Raw genomic sequence first — 21,278 nt, 5'->3', positions numbered from 1 at the left:
GATTAGTGGTTAATAAGTTGCGCATGAGGTGTTTCAATATTAATCATTAATCGCTAATCATTAATCGCTAATCATTAACCATTAATCATTAATATCATGAATTATACAGAAAAAGGCAGTAAACTCTACCTCTTCTCTATTGTGCTGGTAGCCGTCATCGGGGGCTTGCTTTTCGGCTACGATACAGCAGTCATATCCGGTGCCGATAAAGGGCTTCAGGCATTTTTTATGGGTGCCTCCGATTTTGTCTACACAGATACGATTCACGGCATTACCTCTTCCAGTGCACTTATCGGATGTATCATCGGTAGTGCTCTTTCGGGATTCTTCGCATCCAATCTGGGACGTAAGAATTCTCTTTTCATAGCCGGCGTCTTGTTCTTTCTGTCGGCATTGGGCTCCTACTACCCGGAATTCCTTTTCTTCGACTATGGTGTTCCTTCCTATTCCTTGCTCGTGGCATTCAATTTCTACCGTGTATTGGGAGGAATCGGCGTAGGTTTGGCATCGGCCATCTGCCCGATGTATATTGCGGAAATTGCGCCGAGCAACATTCGCGGGACTCTGGTATCATGGAATCAGTTTGCCATTATCTTCGGCCAGTTGGTGGTTTACTTCGTGAATTTCCTTATTCTGGGCGAGAATTCAAATCCGGTGATAAAGGCCATTGAAGGAGTCAACCAGATTCTGAATCCCGAAGCGGCAGCATGGACCACAGAGATAGGATGGCGTCTGATGTTTGTCAGTGAGGCTGTTCCTGCAGGAGTCTTTGCGTTGCTCGTACTGTTTGTTCCCGAAACGCCACGCTATCTTGCCATGAGTGGCAAGGATGATAAGGCACTCCAGGTGTTAAGCCGTATCAACGGCTTGGCTCAGGCAAAGGTTATTCTGTCTCAAATCAAAGCCACGGCAGAGGAAAAGACGGAAAAGCTTTTCACTTATGGCTGGATGGTTATCTTTATCGGTATCATGCTGAGTGTATTCCAGCAAGCGGTAGGTATCAACGCCGTACTCTATTTCGCACCGCGTATCTTCGAAACGATGGGAATGGGCAACCCGATGGTTCAAACCGTCATCATGGGTATCATCAATATTCTGTTCACGTTGCTGGCTGTCTTTACAGTCGAGAAATGGGGACGTAAACCGCTGCTCATCTCGGGGTCTATCGGCATGGCGATAGGTGCTTTCGGAGTAGCTCTTTGCAACGTTGTGGCAGGGCTTCCTCCCATGTTGGCTGTTGTCAGCATCATGGTCTACAGTGCTTCGTTCATGTTCAGCTGGGGCCCCATCTGCTGGGTACTGATTGCTGAAATCTTCCCGAATACCATCCGTGGCGCTGCAGTAGCCATTGCCGTAGCCTTCCAATGGATATTCAATTTCATTGTATCTTCCACCTTCGTACCTATGTACAATATGAGTTTGGGAGATATGGGAGACAAGTTCGGGCACATGTTTGCTTATGGCTTATACGGAATCATCTGTGTGGTGGCTGCTCTGTTTGTCTGGAAGCTTGTTCCCGAAACGAAAGGCAAGACACTGGAAGACATGACCAAGCTGTGGAAGAATAGAAGAGACAACGGATAAGACCGTCATTGAAACTGTCCATATAAGACGGGAAAGAGGAGGCCTGATGAATGCCTCCTCTTTTTGTTATCAATTCCGTATCTTTTCCCTTATCCGTTCAAGATGGGAAAGAAAAATCTTCGGAGGGGAAGATAACATGTAAGGATAAACCGTACCTTTGCACTGTTTTTAATCAGGAATAGCAAGAAAGTTATGGATTCAATGAAAATCAATAAGGTGCAGATACGTAATCTGCAGATTGAAGATTATGACCAGTTAGCACAATCGTTTACGCGCGTTTATTCAGACGGAAGCGATGTGTTCTGGACGCACAAACAAATAGAAAAACTGATACGCATCTTCCCCGAGGGGCAGATTGTGACGGTGGTTGACGAGAAAATCGTGGGCTGTGCGCTTTCCATCATAGTGAACTACGATGATGTGAAGAACGACCACACTTACGCCCAGGTTACGGGCAAGGAGACTTTCAACACCCACAATCCGAAAGGCAACATACTTTATGGCATCGAAGTCTTTATCCATCCCCAATACCGTGGCCTGCGTCTGGCACGCCGTATGTATGAATACCGCAAGGAACTTTGCGAGACATTGAACCTGAAGGCAATCATGTTTGGCGGACGTATCCCCAACTACTACAAATATGCCGATCAAATCCGCCCCAAGGAGTACATAGATAAGGTGAAGCAAAAGGAAATCTTCGACCCGGTGCTGACCTTTCAGCTCTCTAACGACTTCCACGTGCGCAAGGTGATGCGCAACTACCTTCCCAATGATGAGGAGTCCAAGCACTACGCCTGCCTGCTGCAATGGGACAATATCTACTATCAGGCTCCCACACAAGACTATGTAAACCCCAAAACCACTGTCCGCGTAGGCTTGGTACAATGGCAGATGCGTACCTACAAGACACTGGATGACCTTTTTGAGCAAGTGGAATTTTTTGTGGATGCCGTGAGCGACTACAAGAGTGACTTTGTTCTTTTTCCCGAATACTTCAACGCACCGTTGATGGCAAAATTCAACAACGAGGGCGAGTCGCAGGCTATCCGCGGGCTGGCGGCCTATACCGAGGAAATCAAGGAGCGTTTCGTCAAGCTCGCCATCAGCTATAACATCAACATTATTACGGGCAGTATGCCGCTTATCAAGGAAGACGGGCTGCTATACAACGTAGGATTCCTCTGCCGACGTGACGGAAGTTATGAAATGTACGAAAAGATACATGTCACTCCCGACGAGATAAAGTCCTGGGGACTGAGCGGAGGCAAGTCCATCCAAACTTTCGATACGGACTGTGCTAAGATAGGCGTGCTGATATGCTACGATGTAGAGTTCCCCGAACTGAGCCGCATCATGGCGGACCAAGGCATGCAGATACTCTTTGTTCCTTTCCTTACCGATACGCAGAATGCTTACAGCCGCGTAAAGGTGTGCGCCCATGCTCGTGCCATCGAAAACGAGTGCTTTGTAGTGATAGCCGGCAGTGTAGGCAATCTTCCCCGCGTGCACAACATGGACATCCAGTATGCCCAGTCCGGTGTGTTCACTCCCTGCGACTTCGCTTTCCCCACAGACGGCAAGCGTGCGGAAGCCACTCCGAATACCGAAATGATTCTTGTGTCGGATGTGGATCTGGACTTGCTGAATGAACTGCATACCTACGGCAGTGTACGCAACCTGAAAGACCGGAGAGGCGATTTGTACGAGGTGAAGATGAAAAGATGACTTTCCCGAATGCCACACTCGGTTGCCTCCAATACCACACCTTATTCTCCGAAATGCCACACTTCATCGTCCGGAATGCCATAGGTTTCGGACAACGGAGTGTGGCATTTCAGCTGCTGAAGTGTGGCATCCGGGACGATGAAGTATGGCATTTCGGATGGTAATTCCATAGTTTATCCGTATCTTTACAAAACTTTTATTCTAAAAAACAGAAACAATGGCCAAGAAAGCTCTCTCTGCTCCCGAAATACCTCTCTGCATCAATGTGTTGCGATTACTTAACTACCGTCTGGCTCCCGACGAGCTGATTCTGTTCGACTGGCTTACAGTAAAACAGATTTCTTTTAAATACAAGCCTTTCCATTACTCCCAGGCGCGTGTAGAGGAAGAAACCCGTATCCGCCGTACCCGGCAGGAAGTCATCATTAAGCAATTCTCGGCCTTGGGCTTCTTGAAAACCGACATAAAGGTCAATTCCGTCACCCGTGGACGTGTCCGCTATTACTCCGTGGACTTCAGTGTACTTGCCGACGTGGATGTCCTGGTAGAAATCATCATGCCCCAAACCACGCTCTTCCGTGACTTCATCCTCTACTTTGCCTACCACGCCACTATGCAGAAGAAGAGCAAGGAAGAACAACTGAAGCCTGCCTCCGCCATAAATCACGAGGCTGCCGCCCGAATCTATCAACTGCTGAGCCAAGTCTATGACGAGCGCCGCCAATACTATAATGATGGGGGACTGACCGGAGATGTGAAGCCTGAACGCTCGAAATCTGCCATGCAATTGCAGCATAACAAACCCATAGAACGTAAACTGGCAAAGTTGGCAGACTACTACAACGATAACAGCATCAAAAACGCCTTTCTTGCCTATGTGGACGAAATCCTGACCCAAAAGAAAGAACCCGAAAACCTGATGTATTACTTTCTCTCTTTCGATGAGACATCGGATTGTTTCGGAGTGGTGAATCATTACCTTAATTATTTCACCTTGCATTATAGTTACAGCAGCAACAGTTGAAGTCTATCCGCTGATGATGCTGTTATTATTTCTTTTAATATAATACTTTATTATTCTTTCCCATGCTGTTCTCTGCACGCTTATTGCTGATTGCGGCAATAGCATTCGCAGAATTCTACATACCATTTGTTGAACTCAGCAAAATAGCCCTCTCATTTGTTGTTTTCAACGTAGTTTTCAGGGGGTAGGTTTTGGCAAATTCTGCGTTTTTTGTCGTTTTTTGCTTAGGGAACCCTGCATTGCCCCAAACGACATCTACAGATGCACTTCTATGTACTAATTCGGGAAAAGAGAAAAGAGGGACAGTGTTGAGTGAGCGAATATTTTTTAAAATCGTACCTGCATATTTTTTTGTTCTTAAAAAGTCTCTTGTATTTAAGTTTTTTGTAAATTTGCACCCTTAAAATGGAGAAGGTAGCTTTTGACGTACCAAATGCCTATCAAGAGTATCTTCAATCGTAAATTGTAAATTGTCAAATAGTAAATATCAAGATGGGTAAGAAGTTTGCCGAATATTCGAAGCTCGACCTTTCCGAAGTGAACGGAAAAGTGTTGAAGAAATGGGACGAAAACCAGGTTTTCGCCAAGAGTATGACAGAACGTGAAGGTTGTCCTTCTTTCGTATTTTTCGAAGGACCTCCCTCGGCCAATGGTATGCCGGGCATTCACCACGTAATGGCTCGCTCCATTAAGGACATTTTCTGCCGTTACAAAACGATGAAGGGGTTCCAAGTAAAGCGTAAGGCCGGATGGGATACTCATGGACTGCCCGTGGAACTGGGTGTGGAAAAAGCACTCGGCATTACGAAAGAGGATATTGGCAAGACTATTTCCGTAGCAGAATACAATGCTGCCTGCCGCAAGGACGTCATGAAGTTCACCAAGGAATGGGAAGACTTGACGCACAAGATGGGCTACTGGGTGGACATGACGGACCCGTATATCACCTACGACAACCGCTACATCGAAACCTTGTGGTGGCTGCTGAAACAGCTCTATAAGAAAGGACTCCTTTATAAAGGGTATACCATACAACCTTATTCTCCTGCTGCCGGAACCGGACTCAGCTCGCACGAGTTGAACCAGCCCGGATGTTACCGTGACGTAAAAGACACGACCATGGTGGCACAGTTCAAGATGAAGCATCCGAAACCGGAAATGGCAGAGTGGGGAACTCCTTACTTCCTGGCATGGACCACTACTCCGTGGACGTTGCCCAGCAACACTGCGCTCTGCGTCGGTCCCAAGATAGACTACGTGGCCGTACAGACTTACAACGGATATAGCGGTGAGAAGATGACTGTTGTCTTGGCAAAAGCACTGCTCTACACTCACTTCAACAAAAAAGCGGAAGACATTGCATTAGAGGATTATAAGCCGGGTGATAAGCTGATACCTTTCAAGATAGTAGGTGAGTACAAAGGCCCCGATTTGGTAGGTATGGAGTACGAACAGCTCATCCCTTGGGTGAAACCGATAGACGTTGCCGAAGACGGTAGCTGGACTCCCAGCGACAAAGGTTTCCGTGTAATTTCTGGTGACTATGTGACGACTGAAGACGGTACGGGTATCGTACACATTGCCCCGACCTTTGGTGCGGACGATGCTTTTGTGGCACGCGCTGCAGGTATACCGTCCTTGTTCATGATAAACAAGAAGGGTGAGACCCGCCCGATGGTAGACCTCACCGGTAAGTTCTTCTTGATTGACGAACTGGACGAGGAGTTTGTAAAGGCATGTGTCAATGCAGACCTTTACAAAGACTATCAGGGCAAGTGGGTAAAGAATGCCTATGACCCTCAATTCACCGTAGACGGCAAGTATGATGAGCAGGCTGCACAAGCTGCCGAATCATTGGATATCGAACTCTGCATGATGATGAAAGCCGCCCGCCAGGCATTCAAGATAGAAAAGCATGTACACAATTATCCGCACTGCTGGCGTACGGACAAACCCGTATTGTACTATCCGCTGGATAGCTGGTTTATCCGCAGCACCGCTTGCAAGGAACGTATGATAGAGTTGAACAAGACCATCAACTGGAAGCCGGAAAGCACCGGTACGGGACGTTTCGGCAAGTGGCTGGAAAACCTGAATGACTGGAACCTCAGCCGTTCACGCTACTGGGGTACTCCGCTGCCCATCTGGCGTACAGAGGACAATAGCGAGGAAAAGTGTATCGAGTCTGTAGAAGAACTTTACAACGAAATAGAGAAATCCGTAGCTGCCGGCTTGATGCAGTCCAATCCTTACAAGGAGAAGGGCTTCCAGCCGGGTGTATATACCAAAGAGAATTATGACAAGATAGACTTGCACCGTCCTTACGTGGACGATGTCATCCTTGTTTCCAAAGACGGCAAGCCGATGAAACGCGAAACGGACTTGATTGACGTTTGGTTCGATTCCGGTGCCATGCCTTATGCACAGATACACTATCCGTTCGAGAATAAGGAACTGCTGGATAGCCACCAGGTATATCCTGCCGATTTCATCGCCGAAGGGGTGGACCAGACACGCGGTTGGTTCTTCACGTTGCACGCCATCGCTACAATGGTGTTCGACAGTATTTCTTATAAGGCTGTCATTTCCAACGGCTTGGTGCTCGACAAAAATGGTAACAAGATGTCCAAGCGTCTGGGCAATGCCGTAGACCCCTTCTCGACCATCGAGAAATACGGGTCCGACCCGTTGCGCTGGTACATGATCACCAACTCTTCTCCGTGGGACAATCTTAAGTTCGACGTGGATGGAGTGGAAGAGGTGCGCCGCAAGTTCTTCGGAACACTCTATAACACCTATTCATTCTTCGCCCTCTATGCCAATGTAGACGAATTTGACTACAAAGAAGCCGATGTGCCCATGGCAGAACGCCCTGAGATAGACCGTTGGATTCTCTCTGTACTGAATACGTTGGTGAAGAACGTGGATACCTGCTACAATGAATACGAGCCCACGAAAGCAGGACGTCTCATTTCTGAGTTTGTGAACGACAATCTCTCCAACTGGTACGTTCGTCTGAACCGCAAACGTTTCTGGGGTGGCGGTATGACGCAGGACAAGCTTTCTGCATTCCAGACACTCTATACCTGCTTGGAAACTGTAGCCAAGCTGATGGCGCCCATTGCTCCGTTCTATGCCGACATGCTGTATACGGACCTGATTGCAGCTACGGGACGCGACAATGTGGTTTCCGTACACCTTGCCAAGTTCCCCGAATATAAGGAGGAAATGATAGACAAGGAATTGGAAGTCCGCATGCAGATGGCACAAGACGTCACTTCCATGGTATTGGCATTGCGCCGCAAGGTGAACATCAAAGTCCGCCAACCGCTTCAGTGCATCATGATACCGGTAGTGGATGAAGAACAGCGTGCACACATCGAGGCTGTGAAAGCACTTATCATGAACGAGGTGAATGTGAAAGAAATCCAGTTTGTGGACGGTGCTGCCGGTGTACTGGTAAAGAAAGTGAAATGCGACTTCAAGAAGCTGGGACCGAAATTCGGTAAGCAGATGAAAGCCGTGGCTGCTGCTGTGGCGGAAATGTCCCAGGAAGCCATTGCCGAGCTGGAGAAGAAAGGCTCTTATACGTTCAATCTGGACGGTGCAGAAGCCGTGATTGAAACGGCAGATGTGGAAATCTTCAGTGAGGATATTCCGGGATGGCTGGTTGCCAACGAGGGCAAACTGACCGTGGCTCTGGAAGTTACCGTTACCGAAGAGCTGCGCCGTGAGGGTATTGCACGCGAGCTGGTAAACCGCATTCAGAATATCCGCAAGTCGAGCGGTTTTGAGATAACAGATAAAATAAAGATTACATTATCAAAAAATCCTCAAACAGATGATGCGGTAAATGAATATAATGACTATATTCGCAACCAAGTTTTAGGAACTTCACTGACGCTGGCAGACAACGTAGAAAATGGTACAGAACTGAACTTCGACGATTTCTCGCTGTACGTGAGCGTAGTGAAAGAATAATTAAATACTAACCCTGATTAACACGTAAAAGTTATGGCAGAAAAGACAAGATACTCAGATGCTGAATTGGAAGAATTCCGCGCTATCATTATGGAGAAGTTAGAGTTGGCACAACGTGACTATGAACTGTTAAAGGCCAGCCTGACGGGTGCAGACGGTAATGACACCGACGATACATCTCCTACGTACAAAGTACTGGAAGAAGGTGCCAACACCTTATCCAAGGAAGAAACCACACGTCTGGCCCAACGCCAGTTGAAGTTCATCCAAGGATTGCAGGCTGCTTTGGTGCGCATTGAGAACAAAACATATGGCATTTGCCGCGAAACCGGCAAACTGATACCGGCAGAGCGCCTTCGTGCAGTGCCCCATGCCACTTTGAGCATCGAAGCTAAAAACAACGGCAAGAAATAAAAATGGGTAAATTCTTTACGAAGGGCCGGATAGCCTGCCTTATTATATTTTCGGTATTGGTTATAGACCAGATTATCAAGATTTGGATAAAGACCCACATGTACTGGCATGAGAGTATCCGGATTACGGATTGGTTCTATATATACTTTACCGAGAATAGTGGTATGGCTTTCGGTATGGAAATATTCGCCAAACTGTTCCTGACCTTGTTCCGCATTGCTGCAGTCACGGTCATTGGCTGGTTTCTGTACAAGTTCGTGAAGCAAGGCATGAAGACCGGATTTATCGTCTGTGTGTCTTTGGTCTTGACGGGAGCCTTGGGAAACATTGTCGACAGTGTGTTCTATGGCGTGCTGTTCAACGAAAGCACCCATTCGCAGATAGCCTCCTTCATGCCTGAAGGAGGGGGATATGCCCCGTGGTTCCATGGCAAGGTGGTGGATATGTTCTATTTCCCCATCATTGATACAAACTGGCCCGCATGGATGCCGTTTGTCGGTGGAGAACATTTCATTTTCTTCAGCCCGATATTCAATTTTGCGGATGCAGCAATCAGTTGCGGTATCATTGCTTTGCTGTTGTTCTACGGCAAGGACTTCAATGATGCCTATCATGCTGCCATAAAGAAATCATGAAAGGAATAAATCGAATTCAATGGTGTAGCGTAGTCCTTCTGGCGTTCAGTCTGACGGCTTGTAAGGTGAAAAGACCTGAGACCGTCCTTCCGGATGCCAAGATGGAAAACGTGCTTTATGATTATCACATAGCCAAAGCTATGGGTGAAGAAGTGCCGTATAACGAAAGTTATAAGCGGGTGCTATACATTGAATCGGTTTTCAAGAAATATGGCATTACTCAGGCCGATTTTGACTCTTCTATGGTCTGGTTTGCCCGTAACCCGGAAGTACTTACCAAAATCTACGAGAAAGTGAATGTACGGTTGAAAGCCGAGAGAGACGGTATCAACCACTTGATTGCCCTGCGTGACAACAAGCCGAAAGAATCACTTCCCGGAGACAGTATCGACGTGTGGATATGGCAGCATATCTATCAGTTGACGGGTATGCCCCTGGACAACAAGATAACGTTTACGTTGCCATCAGACACCAATTTCCACGACCGTGACACGCTGCGCTGGAGCGTGCGCTTCCGTTTCCACAACGGTGCACCGGACAGCATACATGCTCCGTTGATGGCGATGCAGGTTCTTTACGAAAAGAATGACAGTGTCATCAGTGCCATTCGGAAAGTACAAGACACAGGTGTGGAAACGCTCACCTTGTTTGCCGATACTTTAGGAGAAATCAAGGAAATACGCGGGTTCATCTATTATCCGCAGCAGGAGACTCCACAGCCTTTGCTGGCAGACCGTATCTCACTGATGCGCTATCACGCCACGGACAGCTTGGTCATTGCCCCAAAGGACAGCCTTCAGCAGGCGACAGACTCCCTTCGCAAAGACAGTATCGGAAAACCTGAGAAATTGAAACCTCTGGAAATTCAGGAGCAGGAAAATACCACGACTCCCAGAACCATACGTCCCCGTCCGAAAGCATGAAACGCTACGCTTCCCATTTTCTGTTTCTTCCCGGGCATGGCTATCTGAAACAATATGTGGTGGAGATAGGTGAAGGACAATGTGTATCACGTATCTTCCCATTGACAGAAGAGGTGGAGAATACGGAATGGCTACCGGGAGTTATAGCTTTGCTTACGGAGGTGGAAACAGACTATCCTCATTTTGATACGTGCTGCAATATACTGACGGCAATCCCTCCGGTTATCGAGGAAGAATTGCCTTATTTGATTCCCTGGTTGTTTTTTCCTTTTGATTTTACTACAATGCAGCCTGGCGCCGGAACTCAGCGCAAACTACTGCTGTGGCAATAGCCACGTTCAATGACTCCGAGGTCTCACGGCTGGCGGGATAATTCGGTATGTATAGTTTGCGGTTGATGAGTGCCTCCACTTCTTTTCCGATGCCATTTCCTTCATTACCCATCACAATCAGCCCATTTTTCGAAAGCGGTTGTCCGTACATATTCTCTCCGTCCAGGAAAGTGCCGTAAACGGGAATATCCTTCAGTGAGCGGATGAACTCGGGTAGGGGAGTATAATGCAGTCTGACGCGTGCGATACCTCCCATCGTGGCCTGCACAGTTTTGGGATTATAGATATCCACCGTGTTGGGCGAACAGAAAATATGCTCTATCCCGAACCAATCAGCAAGGCGGACAATCGTTCCCAGGTTACCGGGGTCTTGCACATCATCCAAAGCCAGACAGAGGGAGTGGCTGATGACGGAAATATCCGTCTCCTCATCCGGCTGCCGGAACACAGCCAGCACTTGTTGGGGAGTTTTCAGCAGGCTGGCACGCGAAAGTTCCTCCTCCGATACTTCCGTGACATCCGTTACGGTGGAGAGAGGGCGGTTCCGGGAAAGCCATTCTGAAGTTGCCAGCAAGAACTGACAAGGAAAATGTCCCAACAAATCCCCTACGAGTTTAGGTCCTTCTGCCAGAAATACCTTGTCGGCCTTCCGGTTCTTTTTCTGCTCCAACGAGTGGATATATTTAATGCGATTTTTACTTAATGCCATAGGACACACATGTTATCATTTGACAAAAATACGTGATTATTTCAATATAATCAAAAACTCTGCACTCTTCCGGCGTTTTTTATTTCGGGAACAAAAAAATACAAGTATATTTGTAGCTGTTTATGCGCAATTAATGACTCGGTATGAATAAAGGTTTCCGCTACGCGATACTTACTACTATCGTACTTTTGTTGGCTTCCTGTTCTTCTACCAAATATGTGCCGGACGGCTCGTATTTGCTGGATGAAGTGCGCATACATACTGATAATAAGGAAGTAAAACCATCCAATCTCTCCATGTACATCCGCCAGAATCCCAATGCGAAGTGGTTCAGCCTGATAAAGACCCAGTTGTATGTCTACAACTGGTCCGGACGGGACTCTACACGCTGGATAAACCGTACATTGAGGAAATTAGGTGATGCCCCGGTCATATACAGTGAGGAGGAAACCAACCGGACCAGGGAAGAGATTACTAAGGCTGTGCAGAATATGGGCTATATGGGTGCTCTGGTGGAACCGGTACGCCAAGTCAAGAAGAAAAAGATGAAGTTGGTCTATAAGGTGACGACCGGCAAGCCCTATAAAGTGCGTACCTTGAAATATGATATCCGGGACAGTAAAATAAAGGAATACATGCGGCAGGATTCCGCAGTAACCCTATTGTCCGAAGGCATGTATTTTGATGTCAATGTACTGGATGCAGAACGCCAGCGTATTACAAACAAACTGCTTCAGAATGGATATTACAAGTTCAACAAAGAGTACATATCCTATACCGCAGATACCGTCCGTAATTCTTATCTGGTAGATTTGACGTTGCACTTGGCTCCATACAGGCAGCACAACGAGGATACACCGCAGAATCACCGGCAATACACTATCAATAAAGTGAGTTTCATTACCGACTATAATGTGTTGCAGGCATCTGCCTTGAACAGCATTGAGGTGAATGATTCATTGCACTACAAAGGATTCCCCATCTACTACAAAGACAAGCTTTATCTGCGTCCCAAAGTGCTGACCAACAATCTGCGCATCATTCCGGGAACTCTCTACAACGAGCAGAACGTGCAGCGTACCTACTCCAACTACGGACGCCTGCAAGCCCTGAAATATACCAATATCCGTTTTTTCGAAGTGCAGCAGAGTGACAGTGCAAAGCTCAACGCTTATGTGATGCTGACCAGAGGCAAGCATCAGTCCGTATCTTTTGAGGTGGAAGGCACAAACTCTGCCGGCGATTTGGGAGCTGCCGCTTCGGTGGCTTTTCAGCACCGCAACATGTTCAAAGGTTCCGAAACATTCATGTTCAAGCTACGTGGGGCATACGAGGCTGTGTCCGGTCTGCAAAGCGGATTGAACCAGAACTACATAGAACTGGGTGCGGAAGCGACCATCAACTTCCCGCGTTTCATGTTCCCGTTTCTTTCCGGCGATTTCAAGCGGAAGATAAGGGCTACTACCGAGTTCGGATTGCAATACAACTACCAGATACGACCGGAGTTTACGCGTATTGTGGCTTCTGCCGGATGGAGCTACAAATGGGGGGTACAACAACGGCGTTCACAGCATCGCATTGATTTGCTGGATATTAACTATTTGTATATGCCCAGTATAGATTCAACTTTTAGAAAAAAATATCTGGAGAAGGACGAGAACTATATCCTTAAATACAATTACGAAGACCGTTTTATTGTCCGCACCGGCTACAGCTATATCTACAACAGCGCCGGAAGGGCTTTGATGAATAACTCCGGTATCGGAAATTCCTATACCATCCGCCTCAATTTTGAATTGGCGGGTAACTTGTTGTATGCTGTGGCAAAGCTCGGAGGAATGAAGAAGAATGCATTGGGGGAATACACTTTGTTGAACATTCCTTTTGCCCAATACCTGAAAGGCGATTTTGACTTTGCCAAGAATCTAGTCATTGACAACCGCAATTCATTGGCATTTCATTTTGGTGCCGGTATTGCCATTCCATACGGCAATGCAACAATGCTTCCATTTGAGAAGCGCTACTTCTCCGGCGGCGCCAACAGTGTGCGCGGATGGTCTGTACGTGATTTGGGGCCCGGTTCTTTCCCCGGCGATAATAACTTCATGAACCAGTCGGGAGACATCAAGCTGGATGCCAGCATTGAATACCGCACACGGTTGTTCTGGAAATTCAGAGGAGCCCTCTTTGTAGATGCCGGGAATATCTGGACAATACGGGATTATAAAGACCAGCCGGGAGGTCAGTTTAAATTTGACAAGTTCTATAAGCAGATTGCCGTGGCATATGGTTTGGGATTGCGTCTTGACCTGGATTTCTTTGTATTGCGTTTCGACGGAGGTATGAAGGCCATCAATCCGGCTTATGAAAAGAAAAAAGACCGTTATCCCATTATTCATCCTAAATTCAGCCGCGATTTTGCTTTCCACTTTGCTGTGGGATATCCGTTCTAATGAAAGTTGAAAATGGAAAGTGAGAAATGCTTATTGGGCATCTATGTACCAGCCACTTTCCATTTTCAATTTTCCATTAATTAAAAGCGTAGTACGTGCCAATCATCGTCGCCTGACGTGCTGCTGCCACACCTTGGGCATCCAGCGTCACTGTCATTTCCTCACCGTTCGGAAGGGTCATTTGTGCAGTGCCGTCATTGTTCATTTGCAGCAATTCTGTGCTGACACCATCGGCAACAACATTCCAAGTATTCAACTCTTTGTTGTAAATGAGCTCCATAGAAGCAGTCTCACCTTCCTTGGTGATAGAATAACCGTTTTCAAGTGTCTCTACCAGATAGTCACCGTTTTCGCCTTTTACTTTCTTTACATCACCAATGCTGGCCATAGGGTTTGAACCACTCCAGAATTCGATGGAGTTGATGACCAACGCATCGGCCAGATAGCAAACGCCATATACCGGGATAATATTGAATGCCAAATAAACCAGTTCGTTTACAAACTTGGTACCAATACCTTGATTCCAGCTGACCAGTTTACTATGCAGTCCAAAAGAACCGATACAAGAACTGAAAAGAAACGAGCCGCAAATCATTACGGTCGCAGCCATCTTCAAATTGAACTTTTTCATAATCACTCTTTTTTATTTTACTGTGTTTAATTAGCTTTATAGCTCATCGAGTTATTTTAAGCATCCGCAAATATAGGATTTTTTACGAAAAAACATCCTATTTGAGCTTAAAATCTGTTTTCAGTAAAACGGAAGTGTCTATTTATGAGCTTTTTGAGAAAGAGCCTTTCCGATCCAACGGTCAACAGCAAACTTGCCCGGACCTATGATATACATCAATATGAACACTACCAGGTATACAAAAGCCAACTCTTTCGTGGCAAACGGGTCATTGCCGTGAATTACAAAAAAGGCAACAACCATTGTAAACATCATTGGTATCATAGCCAAACGATAGAGAAAACCTATAATGAATGCCATGGAACATGCCAATTCACCGAAGATAGCCAGTCCTAAAGACAGCGGGCTGCCTACACCCAATGGGTCTGGGAAAACGGCCGACAGCTCTTGAAAGTTAGTCCACTTCTGGATGCCGTGGTTCATTAATAATATACCGAATACAATTCTTGCAATCAATAGTATAGCAGATGTTGCCGTTCCGTCCGGTTTGACAGGAAATAAAAGTCGTTTTAACATATTCATTCGTTTTTAAGTTCGTATATGAACTATAACAAATATTACTCAATAAAAGTTTACTCCCGCTTCAAGGGTTTGATGATAATCCGTAAAGACGGGTCATAGGTAAAGTAACTCCACATCCAGTCTACGAAGATGAAAAGACGGTTCTTTACACCCACAATACTCATCAAATGGATGAATAGCCACACAGCCCATGCCGGAAAACCGCCAAAACGCAGTTTCTTAAGCTCGACTACGGCATGATTGCGGCCAATGGTCGCCATGGAGCCTTTGTTTTGATATATAAACGGCTGCAACGGCAGGCCTGTTTCTGCACGCTGCAAGTTCCTTATCAAGTTGCGGGCCTGCTGGATGGCTGGTTGCACCACTTGCGGGTGTCCTTTGGGATACTCCTCAGAAATCATAAGGGCCGTATCCCCGATAGCGAAAATATTGGGATATTGAGAAAGACGGTTATAAGTGTCCACCTTCAAGCGGTTTCCCGGTCCATAGGCATCGGCAGGCAATCCTTGAAGGCTGTTTGCCTTGACACCGGCCACCCAGAATACATTTTTGGTATCGATGGCAGTCCCGTCATTCAATGCCAATTGATAATTCTCGTATCCCATCACCCGTTGGTTCAATTTGATTTCCACATCACGCTTCTTCAGATAATCGGCCACTTCTTTGGAAGACTCTTCTGAAAAAGCAGACAAGAGCCGGGAAGAGCCATCCAACAAGATGATACGCATCTCATTGATATTCAAGTCCGGATAGTCTTGAGGAAGGACAAACTTCCTCATCTCGGCCAAAGCACCAGCCAACTCTATTCCCGTAGCTCCACCGCCTACAATGGCAAAGGTCATCAGACGCCTGCGCTCTTCTTTATTACCGGTGTTCTGGGCTTGTTCAAAACTATCCAATATCTGGTTTCGGTTGAACAAGGCTTCCGAAGTATTCTTTAGTGCCATGGTCTGTTTCTCCAGCCCGTCGTTTCCAAAATAATTTGTGTTGCAGCCGGTGGCAATGACCAAATAGTCGTATGCCAGCGTGCCGATGGAAGTCTCCAGCAGATTGTGTTCCGGGAAGACTTGCTGTGCTTCACAAATACGTATATGGAAATGCTCTCTTTTTTTGAAGATTTTTCGGTATGGGAATGATATGGCACTCGGTTCAATACCTGCTGTGGCCACTTGATAGAGTAACGGTTGGAAGATGTGATGGTTATTCTTATCCAGTAAAACTATCTGAAACTTGTTGCTTTTCAATTTTCGTGCCAGCTTTAATCCGCCAAAGCCGCCGCCTACGATTACTAGTCGTTTCTGTCCCTCTTTATCGGGAATGTCCATTGCTGTTTTCATAATTCAATATCATGTTGTTCTTTGTAATATTAAAATAACAGTATAAATCGAGGAAAGTTCTATAAATGATGTAGTTAAAAAGAGTGAACCCCACATGCAATGTAGAAATGAACATTAAAAGAGAAAAATTGGAAACAAAAAGAACAGTAACATTGTTGTAATGAAGAACATAAAAACTAACTTTGCCACGGAAGTTTTCTACAAGTAAATGGACACTAAATTGACAAAATGGATATTACCAATATTGATGCTGATTACAGAAACGGCTGTTCATGCACAAACACACCTTGCAGAAGCAAAAAACTCTGTGGACTCAATTTCTACGTATCCGATAGACTCGCTTCCCAAGAAACGCAGTTTTTTCGGAAAAATTTTGAATTACTTCAACGATGCCAACAAAGAAAAGAAAAACAAGAAATTTGATTTCAGCATTATAGGCGGGCCTCATTATTCCAGTGACACCAAATTTGGAATCGGACTGGTGGCGGCAGGACTCTACCGTACCGACCGGAACGATAGTATTCTCCCTCCGTCCAATGTCTCTCTGTATGGGGATGTCTCCACAGTGGGATTCTATTTGCTGGGAGTACGTGGAAACCATCTGTTTCCCCAAGACAAATACCGGTTGAACTACAATCTGTATTTCTATTCTTTCCCAAGCCTTTACTGGGGACAAGGATATGACAATGGAGCCAATGATGACAATGAGAGTGAATACGATCGCTTTCAGGCGCAGGTTAAGGTGGACTTCATGTTCCGGATGGCACGTAACTTTTATATCGGTCCGATGACAACATTTGATTACGTGTATGGACATGACTTTGAAAAACCGGAATTATGGAAAGGAATGAAAGCGCGTAGCACCAACGTGAGCTTGGGGTTTTCCTTGTTGTATGATTCACGCGATTTTCTGACAAATGCCTATAAAGGATATTACCTACGGATAGACCAGCGCTTCAGTCCGGCCTTTTTGGGAAATAAATATGCATTCAGCAATACGGAACTGACGACCAGCTATTACCAGTCCGTGTGGAAGGGTGGGGTGTTGGCAGGCCAGTTCCATACTCTGCTGAACTACGGAAATCCGCCCTGGGGACTGATGGCAACATTGGGAAGTTCCTATTCTATGCGTGGCTATTATGAGGGGCGCTACCGTGACAAGTGTGCAATGGATGCCCAGCTGGAACTACGCCAACATGTATGGAAGCGAAATGGAGTTGCCGTATGGGTAGGGGCGGGAACCATATTCCCGAATTTCTCGGAATTGGAGGCCAGGCATATTCTTCCTAATTATGGTTTCGGCTACCGCTGGGAGTTCAAAAAGAGAGTAAACGTACGTTTGGATTTAGGTTTTGGCAAACACCAGACCGGATTTATATTCAATATCAATGAAGCTTTTTAGAGACATAAAAAAATGGTTCGACAATCAGGAACATTTGTTCTATCTGTTTCTGGTCATTCTGATAGTGCCCAATGTAGTGCTATGCTTTACAGAACCCATATCATGGACGGCAAAGATATGTAATATCCTGCTACCCCTTTCTATATATTATGCTGTAATGGCTTGGTCGAGAAACTGTGGCAGGACATTCTGGCTGCTATTTCCGTTCATCTTCTTCGGAGCCTTCCAGCTTGTATTGCTGTATCTTTTCGGTCAGTCCATTATCGCAGTGGATATGTTTCTGAATCTGGTGACAACCAATTCGAGCGAGGCGCTGGAACTGCTGGACAATCTGATACCTGCCATCGTTATTGTGGTAGTGCTCTATATACCTGCATTAATTCTGGCAACCATATCCATTGTACACAAACGCAGACTGTCCGAAGCATTCATCCGGCAAGCTCGCCGTCGCACTCTGTATGTGTTGTCTGCCGGAATATTATCCTTAGGCACTGCTTATTTGACAGATGACCGGTATGAGCCGAAATCCGAACTGTATCCTGCCAACGTATGCTACAACATAGCACTTGCTTTTCAACGGACGGCCCAGACGCGGAATTATCACAAGACCTCTAAAGATTTTACCTTTCATGCTAGAAGTACTCATCAGGCTGATGAAAGGGAAGTATATGTAATGGTGGTGGGAGAAACCTCACGGGCATGCAACTGGGCTTTGTACGGCTACGAACGGGAGACTAACCCGGGACTGTCGGGCATTGGCGGACTGACAGCTTTCAGCCATGTGCTGACAGAATCAAACACCACCCACAAGAGTGTTCCGATGTTGCTGTCGCCGGTCAGTGCTTCCAGTTTTGATTCCATCTATTATCAGAAAGGGATTATCACAGCATTCAAGGAAGCCGGTTACCAGACCGCCTTTTTCTCGAACCAGCGCTATAATCACTCATTTATAGACTTCTTCGGCAAAGAAGCCGACACGTATGATTTCATTAAAGAAGATGTAGGGGATTCCAATTACAACCCCTCTGATAACGAACTGTTGAAACTGGTAGCAAAAGAACTGGGCAAAGGAGTTTCCAGGCAATTTATAGTTCTCCACACTTACGGTTCTCATTTTAATTATAAAGAGCGCTATCCGGCAGAGCAGGCTTTCTTCCTGCCGGACATGCCCGTTGATGCGGAAGTGAAATACAAAGACAACCTGATTAATGCCTATGACAATTCTATCCGCTACACGGATAATTTTCTGGTTCGTCTGATAGATATGCTTCAAGAACAACATGTCAATTCTGCCCTGATATACACTTCAGACCATGGAGAAGATATTTTCGATGACAACCGGCATCTCTTTCTGCATGCTTCACCGGTACCTTCCTATTATCAGATACATGTGCCATTCTTTATTTGGATGTCCGACAACTACCGGCAGAGATACCCATCGTTATTGGAGGCCGCACAAGCCAATAGGCAGAAGAATGTATCTTCCAGTGCCTCATTCTTCCAGACAATGCTGGAAATAGGTGGAGTGGAGACCCCATACCGGAATGACTCTTTATCTGTCACCAGCGCTCTGTTTATCGAAAGACCCAGAGTCTATCTGAACGACCACAATGAAGCCCGCACACTGGATGATGTCGGTATGCTCAAGGAAGACTTCAAGATGCTGGAAGAGAAAGGCATCAGGTAATCAGGGAAAGAGAGCAGGCTGTTGCTATTTTGCCCTGATTCTTGATATAAAATTCTGAATCACCGGATACATCTCCTCTACCGTATTCAGCTCCATGCAAGCCGTCTCCAACGGGCACCAGCCGGTCTTGTCACGGTTAATGATATGGGGAACCTCTTGGGCAAAAGTCGTTTCAATTCCTGCTTCGCACAGCAATGCCAGCGCAGGAGTGCTGATTATATCGGCATAGACCGTTTTAAAGCCTCCCAGTACCATCAAAGCAGCGGCACCTTTCCCTATAACCTTATCGGCAATGGCAGCCCCCTTCATAAATGCAGAATCTGCCTGGTACAAATCATACAAATCCGCTACTCCCCGTTGGGTGAAAGTACGGACTTCCTCCCGGTTCTTCATAACACAAGAGTATCCTCCCTTGTGCAGTATGTCAATGATACTCTCCATTTTATAAAGTCTCTTGTTTCAACTGTTCTACAAATTTGTCAATACGATGCAGTTCTTTGGGAATATCAATCGTTTGCGGGCAATGCGGAGAACACTGGTTGCACCCGGTACAATGGTCGGCCTGCCTCAGTTTGGGTACACTTCGGTCATATCCTACGAGAAAAGCACGGCGTGCTTTCCGATAATTCTCATCCTGGCTGCTTTCCGGCACATTTCCTTCATTGACACATTTATTGTAATGTATCAAGATGGCAGGAATGTCAATTCCATACGGGCAAGGCATGCAGTACTTGCAGTCGTTGCAAGGTATGGTGGGGTACTCCATCATCAAATCTGCCGTATCATACAGATACTGAGTTTCCTCTTCTGTGAGTGGTACCAATGGAGAGTAAGTACGGATGTTATCCTGCAAATGTTCCATATAAGTCATGCCGCTCAGCACTGTCAGTACATCCTGGGGAGAACCGGCATAACGGAATGCCCAAGACGCCACACTGCGTTCGGGTTCGCGCTGCTTCAGCCGTGCCACAATATGGTCGGGGACATTGGAGAGCCGCCCACCCAGCAGAGGCTCCATAATGACAGCAGGGATCTTACGCTTGGCCAGCTCGTCATACAGATACTCTGCCTTGAAGTTGCTGCCCGAAGCATGTTTCCAGTCCACATAATTTAACTGTATTTGTACAAAGTCCCAATGAACTTCACCACGGTCATGCATCTGCAAGGCATAGTCATAGACTTCGATATCTCCGTGGAACGACCATCCCAAACGGCGGATGCGTCCTGCTTCACGCTCCTTGACAAGAAAATCAATCATACCGTTGTCTATGTAGCGTTTGCGGAATTGCTCCATGCCACCGCCACCAATCATGTGTAGCAAATAGTAGTCTATATAGTCCACCTGCATATCCTCGAACGACTTACGGTACATGGCGATGGAACCCTCGCGAGTCCAGGTATCAGGATGAAAATTGGATAGTTTGGTGGCAAGATAGAACGATTCGCGTGGATGGCGTTTCAGAGCTATTCCCGTAGACTTCTCACTCCATCCTTGTACATACATCGGAGACGTATCGAAATAATTCACGCCATGGGCAATGGCATAATCCACCAGTTCGTTTACAGCATCCTGGTCTATCATTTCCCCTTTTCCATCCGGAGCAGGAACGGTAGGCCAGCGCATACAGCCATATCCTAAAATAGAAACTTTGTCACTCCCCAAACCAGGAAAACTACGATAGGTCATTTTATCCGTCGGAATGGGGCCCAATACTTTACTGCCTTCACTGCTTCCTTCCTTAGAACCACATCCATAGAGGGCAGCAGTAGATGTGGCGGTTGTAATTCCCACTATCTTCAAGAAATCACGACGGTTCATATTGTTTTTATGATGTTCTTCCATACTTATAGAAATTCTA

18 protein-coding genes are annotated in these 21,278 nt (G+C 46.3%); 11 read left to right on the top strand and 7 right to left on the bottom strand.

All coding sequences use genetic code 11. The features are described from left to right. Positions 1-96: 96 nt before the first annotated feature. Entirely contained in the window at positions 97-1,584 is a 1,488-nt protein-coding gene (xylE, locus tag DW896_RS00220; protein WP_119992650.1) for a D-xylose transporter XylE, read from the top strand. A 192-nt stretch (positions 1,585-1,776) separates the two neighbouring features. After that, the gene (locus DW896_RS00215; protein WP_005825535.1) at positions 1,777-3,309 is read left to right on the top strand and encodes a carbon-nitrogen hydrolase family protein; all 1,533 of its coding nucleotides are present in this window, start codon (positions 1,777-1,779) and stop codon (positions 3,307-3,309) included. Positions 3,310-3,350: 41 nt separating this feature from the next. Here the strand turns inward: DW896_RS00215 and DW896_RS21805 are convergent, their stop codons facing one another. Further along, positions 3,351-3,479 (bottom strand): hypothetical protein, encoded by a 129-nt coding sequence (locus DW896_RS21805; RefSeq protein ID WP_005837113.1) that lies wholly within the window; start codon positions 3,477-3,479, stop codon positions 3,351-3,353. A gap of 47 nt (positions 3,480-3,526) precedes the next feature. Between DW896_RS21805 and DW896_RS00210 the strand changes: the two genes are divergently transcribed. The 6 genes from DW896_RS00210 to DW896_RS00185 all read left to right on the top strand — a co-directional run bounded on the left by DW896_RS00210 (position 3,527) and on the right by DW896_RS00185 (position 10,618). After that, complete coding sequence (locus DW896_RS00210; RefSeq protein WP_005825533.1) at positions 3,527-4,333, top strand: hypothetical protein; 807 nt, start codon at positions 3,527-3,529, stop codon at positions 4,331-4,333. Positions 4,334-4,825: 492 nt separating this feature from the next. Next, positions 4,826-8,314, top strand: a complete 3,489-nt coding sequence (gene ileS, locus DW896_RS00205) for an isoleucine--tRNA ligase (RefSeq protein WP_057281123.1) — start codon at positions 4,826-4,828, stop codon at positions 8,312-8,314. A 33-nt stretch (positions 8,315-8,347) separates the two neighbouring features. After that, complete coding sequence (locus DW896_RS00200; protein WP_004290962.1) at positions 8,348-8,728, top strand: TraR/DksA C4-type zinc finger protein; 381 nt, start codon at positions 8,348-8,350, stop codon at positions 8,726-8,728. Positions 8,729-8,730: 2 nt separating this feature from the next. Beyond that, complete coding sequence (locus DW896_RS00195) at positions 8,731-9,363, top strand: lipoprotein signal peptidase (RefSeq protein WP_016273745.1); 633 nt, start codon at positions 8,731-8,733, stop codon at positions 9,361-9,363. Beyond that, positions 9,360-10,286, top strand: coding sequence for a DUF4296 domain-containing protein (locus DW896_RS00190; protein ID WP_035448513.1), 927 nt, complete (start codon positions 9,360-9,362; stop codon positions 10,284-10,286). Before DW896_RS00195 ends, DW896_RS00190 begins: the two co-directional genes overlap by 4 nt. Beyond that, entirely contained in the window at positions 10,283-10,618 is a 336-nt protein-coding gene (locus tag DW896_RS00185; RefSeq protein WP_005837115.1) for a hypothetical protein, read from the top strand. Before DW896_RS00190 ends, DW896_RS00185 begins: the two co-directional genes overlap by 4 nt. On the opposite strand, the gene DW896_RS00180 is transcribed toward DW896_RS00185, so the two are convergent. After that, the gene (locus tag DW896_RS00180; RefSeq protein WP_008664596.1) at positions 10,566-11,327 is read right to left on the bottom strand and encodes an RNA methyltransferase; all 762 of its coding nucleotides are present in this window, start codon (positions 11,325-11,327) and stop codon (positions 10,566-10,568) included. The genes DW896_RS00185 and DW896_RS00180 overlap by 53 nt on opposite strands. A 143-nt stretch (positions 11,328-11,470) precedes the next feature. Here DW896_RS00180 and DW896_RS00175 point away from each other — a divergent pair, with 143 nt between their 5' ends. After that, positions 11,471-13,780 (top strand): BamA/TamA family outer membrane protein, encoded by a 2,310-nt coding sequence (locus DW896_RS00175; protein ID WP_119992647.1) that lies wholly within the window; start codon positions 11,471-11,473, stop codon positions 13,778-13,780. A gap of 76 nt (positions 13,781-13,856) precedes the next feature. Here DW896_RS00175 and DW896_RS00170 read toward each other — a convergent pair whose 3' ends face one another. From DW896_RS00170 to DW896_RS00160, 3 genes are all read right to left on the bottom strand, one after another. Further along, a complete protein-coding gene (locus tag DW896_RS00170) occupies positions 13,857-14,411 on the bottom strand; it encodes a DUF3332 domain-containing protein (RefSeq protein WP_005837119.1) in 555 nt (184 codons plus the stop codon). A 138-nt stretch (positions 14,412-14,549) separates the two neighbouring features. After that, positions 14,550-14,987: a DoxX family protein gene (locus tag DW896_RS00165; RefSeq protein ID WP_035449274.1), complete on the bottom strand. Its 438-nt coding sequence runs from the start codon at positions 14,985-14,987 to the stop codon at positions 14,550-14,552. A 56-nt stretch (positions 14,988-15,043) separates the two neighbouring features. Continuing rightward, positions 15,044-16,330, bottom strand: coding sequence for an NAD(P)/FAD-dependent oxidoreductase (locus DW896_RS00160; RefSeq protein WP_008664590.1), 1,287 nt, complete (start codon positions 16,328-16,330; stop codon positions 15,044-15,046). Between the two features lie 208 nt (positions 16,331-16,538). Between DW896_RS00160 and DW896_RS00155 the strand changes: the two genes are divergently transcribed. Both DW896_RS00155 and DW896_RS00150 read left to right on the top strand, forming a co-directional pair. Next, positions 16,539-17,732 (top strand): BamA/TamA family outer membrane protein, encoded by a 1,194-nt coding sequence (locus DW896_RS00155; RefSeq protein ID WP_009038431.1) that lies wholly within the window; start codon positions 16,539-16,541, stop codon positions 17,730-17,732. Further along, positions 17,719-19,419, top strand: a complete 1,701-nt coding sequence (locus tag DW896_RS00150) for a lipid A phosphoethanolamine transferase (protein ID WP_119992645.1) — start codon at positions 17,719-17,721, stop codon at positions 19,417-19,419. The genes DW896_RS00155 and DW896_RS00150 overlap by 14 nt, the downstream gene beginning before the upstream one ends. Positions 19,420-19,443: 24 nt before the next feature. On the opposite strand, the gene DW896_RS00145 is transcribed toward DW896_RS00150, so the two are convergent. Continuing rightward, positions 19,444-19,860: a DUF1893 domain-containing protein gene (locus DW896_RS00145; RefSeq protein WP_005825513.1), complete on the bottom strand. Its 417-nt coding sequence runs from the start codon at positions 19,858-19,860 to the stop codon at positions 19,444-19,446. Between the two features lies 1 nt (position 19,861). Beyond that, positions 19,862-21,262 carry an aldo/keto reductase gene (locus DW896_RS00140; RefSeq protein WP_009038429.1) on the bottom strand — a complete coding sequence of 467 codons (1,401 nt, stop codon included), beginning with the start codon at positions 21,260-21,262 and terminating at the stop codon, positions 19,862-19,864. Between the last annotated feature and the right edge of the window lie 16 nt (positions 21,263-21,278).

The sequence above is a fragment of the Bacteroides sp. AM41-16 genome (genome assembly GCF_003603495.1).
Lineage (GTDB): Bacteria > Bacteroidota > Bacteroidia > Bacteroidales > Bacteroidaceae > Bacteroides > Bacteroides uniformis.
This window is presented reverse-complemented; position numbering and strand designations above follow the sequence as displayed.

Bases quoted from the DNA above. Each gene is read 5' to 3' on its own strand.
- DW896_RS00215 (WP_005825535.1), top strand. From the start codon at position 1,777: ATGGATTCAATGAAAATCAATAAGGTGCAGATACGTAATCTGCAGATT.
- xylE (WP_119992650.1), top strand. From the start codon at position 97: ATGAATTATACAGAAAAAGGCAGTAAACTCTACCTCTTCTCTATTGTG.
- DW896_RS00155 (WP_009038431.1), top strand. From the start codon at position 16,539: ATGGACACTAAATTGACAAAATGGATATTACCAATATTGATGCTGATT.
- DW896_RS00160 (WP_008664590.1), bottom strand. From the start codon at position 16,330: ATGAAAACAGCAATGGACATTCCCGATAAAGAGGGACAGAAACGACTA.
- DW896_RS00200 (WP_004290962.1), top strand. From the start codon at position 8,348: ATGGCAGAAAAGACAAGATACTCAGATGCTGAATTGGAAGAATTCCGC.
- DW896_RS00180 (WP_008664596.1), bottom strand. From the start codon at position 11,327: ATGGCATTAAGTAAAAATCGCATTAAATATATCCACTCGTTGGAGCAG.
- DW896_RS00185 (WP_005837115.1), top strand. From the start codon at position 10,283: ATGAAACGCTACGCTTCCCATTTTCTGTTTCTTCCCGGGCATGGCTAT.
- DW896_RS00140 (WP_009038429.1), bottom strand. From the start codon at position 21,262: ATGGAAGAACATCATAAAAACAATATGAACCGTCGTGATTTCTTGAAG.
- DW896_RS00170 (WP_005837119.1), bottom strand. From the start codon at position 14,411: ATGAAAAAGTTCAATTTGAAGATGGCTGCGACCGTAATGATTTGCGGC.
- DW896_RS00165 (WP_035449274.1), bottom strand. From the start codon at position 14,987: ATGTTAAAACGACTTTTATTTCCTGTCAAACCGGACGGAACGGCAACA.
- DW896_RS00145 (WP_005825513.1), bottom strand. From the start codon at position 19,860: ATGGAGAGTATCATTGACATACTGCACAAGGGAGGATACTCTTGTGTT.
- DW896_RS00210 (WP_005825533.1), top strand. From the start codon at position 3,527: ATGGCCAAGAAAGCTCTCTCTGCTCCCGAAATACCTCTCTGCATCAAT.
- DW896_RS00175 (WP_119992647.1), top strand. From the start codon at position 11,471: ATGAATAAAGGTTTCCGCTACGCGATACTTACTACTATCGTACTTTTG.
- ileS (WP_057281123.1), top strand. From the start codon at position 4,826: ATGGGTAAGAAGTTTGCCGAATATTCGAAGCTCGACCTTTCCGAAGTG.
- DW896_RS00195 (WP_016273745.1), top strand. From the start codon at position 8,731: ATGGGTAAATTCTTTACGAAGGGCCGGATAGCCTGCCTTATTATATTT.
- DW896_RS00150 (WP_119992645.1), top strand. From the start codon at position 17,719: ATGAAGCTTTTTAGAGACATAAAAAAATGGTTCGACAATCAGGAACAT.
- DW896_RS21805 (WP_005837113.1), bottom strand. From the start codon at position 3,479: ATGGAATTACCATCCGAAATGCCATACTTCATCGTCCCGGATGCCACA.
- DW896_RS00190 (WP_035448513.1), top strand. From the start codon at position 9,360: ATGAAAGGAATAAATCGAATTCAATGGTGTAGCGTAGTCCTTCTGGCG.